This window comes from Pseudomonas sp. NPDC090208, from assembly GCF_044746785.1.
In the GTDB taxonomy this organism is placed as follows: domain Bacteria; phylum Pseudomonadota; class Gammaproteobacteria; order Pseudomonadales; family Pseudomonadaceae; genus Aquipseudomonas.
The window spans coordinates 1-5,642 of sequence record NZ_JBIVCU010000038.1 but is presented as its reverse complement, the minus strand read 5'-3'; the positions used below and the strand labels follow the sequence as shown (position 1 = coordinate 5,642).

Genomic DNA, 5,642 nt, shown 5'->3' with positions numbered 1-5,642 from the left:
TATCAACGAGTTAGACGATAAGTCAGCGAGGAAGTGCTTCGGTTTAGATGTTCGAATCGACAGCGGTGAAAAAGGTGGTTGACAGCAGGTTGTAACGCTGTAGAATTCGCCTCCCGCTAACGTGAGATGCTGAATCGAACGAAGCGCAAGTGATTGAAGTTGATAAAGAAATTTTGAAAACTTCGCAAAATAATCGCTTGACAGATTGAGACGCTGCTGTAGAATGCGCGCCTCGGTTGAGACGAAAGCTCTTAACCAACCGCTCTTTAACAACTGAATCAAGCAATTCGTGTGGGTGCTTGTGTCGTAAGACTGAAGTCGCAAGATTATCAGCAACGCAAGTTACTCCACGAGAAATCATGGTTTAACCAACGATTGCTGAGCCAAGTTTAGAGGGTTTTCTCAAAACCCGATTGCAGTATTGAACTGAAGAGTTTGATCATGGCTCAGATTGAACGCTGGCGGCAGGCCTAACACATGCAAGTCGAGCGGATGACAGGAGCTTGCTCCTGAATTCAGCGGCGGACGGGTGAGTAATGCCTAGGAATCTGCCTGGTAGTGGGGGACAACGTCTCGAAAGGGACGCTAATACCGCATACGTCCTACGGGAGAAAGTGGGGGCTCTTCGGACCTCACGCTATCAGATGAGCCTAGGTCGGATTAGCTAGTTGGTGAGGTAATGGCTCACCAAGGCGACGATCCGTAACTGGTCTGAGAGGATGATCAGTCACACTGGAACTGAGACACGGTCCAGACTCCTACGGGAGGCAGCAGTGGGGAATATTGGACAATGGGCGAAAGCCTGATCCAGCCATGCCGCGTGTGTGAAGAAGGTCTTCGGATTGTAAAGCACTTTAAGTTGGGAGGAAGGGCAGTAAGTTAATACCTTGCTGTTTTGACGTTACCGACAGAATAAGCACCGGCTAACTCTGTGCCAGCAGCCGCGGTAATACAGAGGGTGCAAGCGTTAATCGGAATTACTGGGCGTAAAGCGCGCGTAGGTGGTTTGTTAAGTTGGATGTGAAAGCCCCGGGCTCAACCTGGGAACTGCATCCAAAACTGGCAAGCTAGAGTAGGGCAGAGGGTGGTGGAATTTCCTGTGTAGCGGTGAAATGCGTAGATATAGGAAGGAACACCAGTGGCGAAGGCGACCACCTGGGCTCATACTGACACTGAGGTGCGAAAGCGTGGGGAGCAAACAGGATTAGATACCCTGGTAGTCCACGCCGTAAACGATGTCAACTAGCCGTTGGAATCCTTGAGATTTTAGTGGCGCAGCTAACGCATTAAGTTGACCGCCTGGGGAGTACGGCCGCAAGGTTAAAACTCAAATGAATTGACGGGGGCCCGCACAAGCGGTGGAGCATGTGGTTTAATTCGAAGCAACGCGAAGAACCTTACCAGGCCTTGACATCCAATGAACTTTCCAGAGATGGATTGGTGCCTTCGGGAACATTGAGACAGGTGCTGCATGGCTGTCGTCAGCTCGTGTCGTGAGATGTTGGGTTAAGTCCCGTAACGAGCGCAACCCTTGTCCTTAGTTACCAGCACGTTATGGTGGGCACTCTAAGGAGACTGCCGGTGACAAACCGGAGGAAGGTGGGGATGACGTCAAGTCATCATGGCCCTTACGGCCTGGGCTACACACGTGCTACAATGGTCGGTACAGAGGGTTGCCAAGCCGCGAGGTGGAGCTAATCCCACAAAACCGATCGTAGTCCGGATCGCAGTCTGCAACTCGACTGCGTGAAGTCGGAATCGCTAGTAATCGCGAATCAGAATGTCGCGGTGAATACGTTCCCGGGCCTTGTACACACCGCCCGTCACACCATGGGAGTGGGTTGCACCAGAAGTAGCTAGTCTAACCTTCGGGAGGACGGTTACCACGGTGTGATTCATGACTGGGGTGAAGTCGTAACAAGGTAGCCGTAGGGGAACCTGCGGCTGGATCACCTCCTTAATCGAAGACTCAGCTTCTTCGCAAGTTCCCACACGAATTGCTTGATTCATTGAAGAAGACGATAAGCAGAGCCTGTCATAGGTCTGTAGCTCAGTTGGTTAGAGCGCACCCCTGATAAGGGTGAGGTCGGCAGTTCAAATCTGCCCAGACCTACCAGTTCCCTGGGGCCATAGCTCAGCTGGGAGAGCGCCTGCCTTGCACGCAGGAGGTCAGCGGTTCGATCCCGCTTGGCTCCACCATTTACTGGTTTTGCTGCTGCTTTTGCCGTTAAAGCTTAGAAATGAGCATTCCACCGGTCCGGTGAGGAATGTTGATTTCTAGTCTTTGATTAGATCGTTCTTTAAAAATTCGGGTATGTGATAGAAAGATAGACTGAAGACCACTTTCACTGGTGGACCTTCAGGCTAAGGTAAAGTTTGTGAATGCAAACTTTCGGCGAATGTCGTCTTCACAGTATAACCAGATTGCTTGGGGTTATATGGTCAAGTGAAGAAGCGCATACGGTGGATGCCTTGGCAGTCAGAGGCGATGAAAGACGTGGTAGCCTGCGAAAAGCTTCGGGGAGTCGGCAAACAGACTGTGATCCGGAGATGTCTGAATGGGGGAACCCAGCGGTCCTAAGACCGTTATCTTGCACTGAATACATAGGTGCAAGAGGCGAACCAGGGGAACTGAAACATCTAAGTACCCTGAGGAAAAGAAATCAACCGAGATTCCCTTAGTAGTGGCGAGCGAACGGGGACCAGCCCTTAAGTTGATTTGAGATTAGCGGAACGCTCTGGAAAGTGCGGCCATAGTGGGTGATAGCCCTGTACGCGAAAATCTCTTGTCAATGAAATCGAGTAGGACGGGGCACGAGAAACCTTGTCTGAACATGGGGGGACCATCCTCCAAGGCTAAATACTACTGACTGACCGATAGTGAACCAGTACCGTGAGGGAAAGGCGAAAAGAACCGCGGAGAGCGGAGTGAAATAGATCCTGAAACCGTATGCGTACAAGCAGTGGGAGCCTACTTTGTTAGGTGACTGCGTACCTTTTGTATAATGGGTCAGCGACTTATTTTCAGTGGCGAGCTTAACCGAATAGGGGAGGCGTAGCGAAAGCGAGTCTTAATAGGGCGTCTAGTCGCTGGGAATAGACCCGAAACCGGGCGATCTATCCATGGGCAGGTTGAAGGTTAGGTAACACTGACTGGAGGACCGAACCGACTACCGTTGAAAAGTTAGCGGATGACCTGTGGATCGGAGTGAAAGGCTAATCAAGCTCGGAGATAGCTGGTTCTCCTCGAAAGCTATTTAGGTAGCGCCTCATGTATCACTGTAGGGGGTAGAGCACTGTTTCGGCTAGGGGGTCATCCCGACTTACCAAACCGATGCAAACTCCGAATACCTACAAGTGCCGAGCATGGGAGACACACGGCGGGTGCTAACGTCCGTCGTGAAAAGGGAAACAACCCAGACCGTCAGCTAAGGTCCCAAAGTCATGGTTAAGTGGGAAACGATGTGGGAAGGCTTAGACAGCTAGGAGGTTGGCTTAGAAGCAGCCACCCTTTAAAGAAAGCGTAATAGCTCACTAGTCGAGTCGGCCTGCGCGGAAGATGTAACGGGGCTCAAACCATGCACCGAAGCTACGGGTATCACTTAGGTGATGCGGTAGAGGAGCGTTCTGTAAGCCTGTGAAGGTGAGTTGAGAAGCTTGCTGGAGGTATCAGAAGTGCGAATGCTGACATGAGTAACGACAATGGGTGTGAAAAACACCCACGCCGAAAGACCAAGGTTTCCTGCGCAACGTTAATCGACGCAGGGTTAGTCGGTCCCTAAGGCGAGGCTGAAAAGCGTAGTCGATGGAAAACAGGTTAATATTCCTGTACTTCTGGTTATTGCGATGGAGGGACGGAGAAGGCTAGGCCAGCCTGGCGTTGGTAGTCCAGGTTTAAGGTGGTAGGTCGAGATCTTAGGCAAATCCGGGATCTCAAGACCGAGAGCTGATGACGAGTGTTCTTTAGAACACGAAGTGGTTGATGCCATGCTTCCAAGAAAAGCTTCTAAGCTTCAGATAACCAGGAACCGTACCCCAAACCGACACAGGTGGTTAGGTAGAGAATACCAAGGCGCTTGAGAGAACTCGGGTGAAGGAACTAGGCAAAATGGCACCGTAACTTCGGGAGAAGGTGCGCCGGTGAGGGTGAAGGACTTGCTCCGTAAGCCCATGCCGGTCGAAGATACCAGGCCGCTGCGACTGTTTATTAAAAACACAGCACTCTGCAAACACGAAAGTGGACGTATAGGGTGTGACGCCTGCCCGGTGCCGGAAGGTTAATTGATGGGGTTAGCTAACGCGAAGCTCTTGATCGAAGCCCCGGTAAACGGCGGCCGTAACTATAACGGTCCTAAGGTAGCGAAATTCCTTGTCGGGTAAGTTCCGACCTGCACGAATGGCGTAACGATGGCGGCGCTGTCTCCACCCGAGACTCAGTGAAATTGAAATCGCTGTGAAGATGCAGTGTATCCGCGGCTAGACGGAAAGACCCCGTGAACCTTTACTATAGCTTTGCACTGGACTTTGAATTTGCTTGTGTAGGATAGGTGGGAGGCTTTGAAGCGTGGACGCCAGTCTGCGTGGAGCCATCCTTGAAATACCACCCTGGCAACTTTGAGGTTCTAACTCAGGTCCGTTATCCGGATCGAGGACAGTGTATGGTGGGTAGTTTGACTGGGGCGGTCTCCTCCTAAAGAGTAACGGAGGAGTACGAAGGTGCGCTCAGACCGGTCGGAAATCGGTCGCAGAGTATAAAGGCAAAAGCGCGCTTGACTGCGAGACAGACACGTCGAGCAGGTACGAAAGTAGGTCTTAGTGATCCGGTGGTTCTGTATGGAAGGGCCATCGCTCAACGGATAAAAGGTACTCCGGGGATAACAGGCTGATACCGCCCAAGAGTTCATATCGACGGCGGTGTTTGGCACCTCGATGTCGGCTCATCACATCCTGGGGCTGAAGCCGGTCCCAAGGGTATGGCTGTTCGCCATTTAAAGTGGTACGCGAGCTGGGTTTAGAACGTCGTGAGACAGTTCGGTCCCTATCTGCCGTGGACGTTTGAGATTTGAGAGGGGCTGCTCCTAGTACGAGAGGACCGGAGTGGACGAACCTCTGGTGTTCCGGTTGTCACGCCAGTGGCATTGCCGGGTAGCTATGTTCGGAAAAGATAACCGCTGAAAGCATCTAAGCGGGAAACTTGCCTCAAGATGAGATCTCACTGGAACCTTGAGTTCCCTGAAGGGCCGTCGAAGACTACGACGTTGATAGGTGGGGTGTGTAAGCGCTGTGAGGCGTTGAGCTAACCCATACTAATTGCCCGTGAGGCTTGACCATATAACACCCAAGCAATTTGCGAAGCCTGAAGGCAGCCAGATTGCGGTGACTGTGAAGACGACACGAACCGAGAGTTTGCGTCACGAACAACCTGATCACATACCCGATAGGCTGAGGCGTCCAACCGGACGAATCGGCAACCGAATTTCTTGACGACCATAGAGCATTGGAACCACCTGATCCCATCCCGAACTCAGAAGTGAAACGATGCATCGCCGATGGTAGTGTGGGGTTTCCCCATGTGAGAGTAGGTCATCGTCAAGATTAAATTGCAGAACCCCGTTTGCGTAAGCAGACGGGGTTTTGTCTTT

General features: G+C 51.8%; 2 tRNA genes and 3 rRNA genes. All 5 read left to right on the top strand.

The annotated features are described in order from the left end of the window. Positions 1 to 423: 423 nt before the first annotated feature. The 5 genes from ACIPL0_RS30915 to rrf all read left to right on the top strand — a co-directional run bounded on the left by ACIPL0_RS30915 (position 424) and on the right by rrf (position 5,595). Positions 424 to 1,960 (top strand): 16S ribosomal RNA (locus tag ACIPL0_RS30915). Positions 1,961 to 2,039: 79 nt separating this feature from the next. Next, positions 2,040 to 2,116: transfer RNA gene (locus ACIPL0_RS30910), tRNA-Ile, on the top strand. A 7-nt stretch (positions 2,117 to 2,123) separates the two neighbouring features. Beyond that, positions 2,124 to 2,199: transfer RNA gene (locus tag ACIPL0_RS30905), tRNA-Ala, on the top strand. 241 nt (positions 2,200 to 2,440) lie between these two features. Beyond that, a 23S ribosomal RNA gene (locus tag ACIPL0_RS30900) occupies positions 2,441 to 5,331 on the top strand. A gap of 148 nt (positions 5,332 to 5,479) precedes the next feature. Further along, positions 5,480 to 5,595: ribosomal RNA gene (gene rrf / locus ACIPL0_RS30895) — 5S ribosomal RNA — on the top strand. The 16S, 23S and 5S rRNA genes sit together here with 2 tRNA genes alongside, the layout of an rRNA operon. Positions 5,596 to 5,642: the final 47 nt, after the last annotated feature.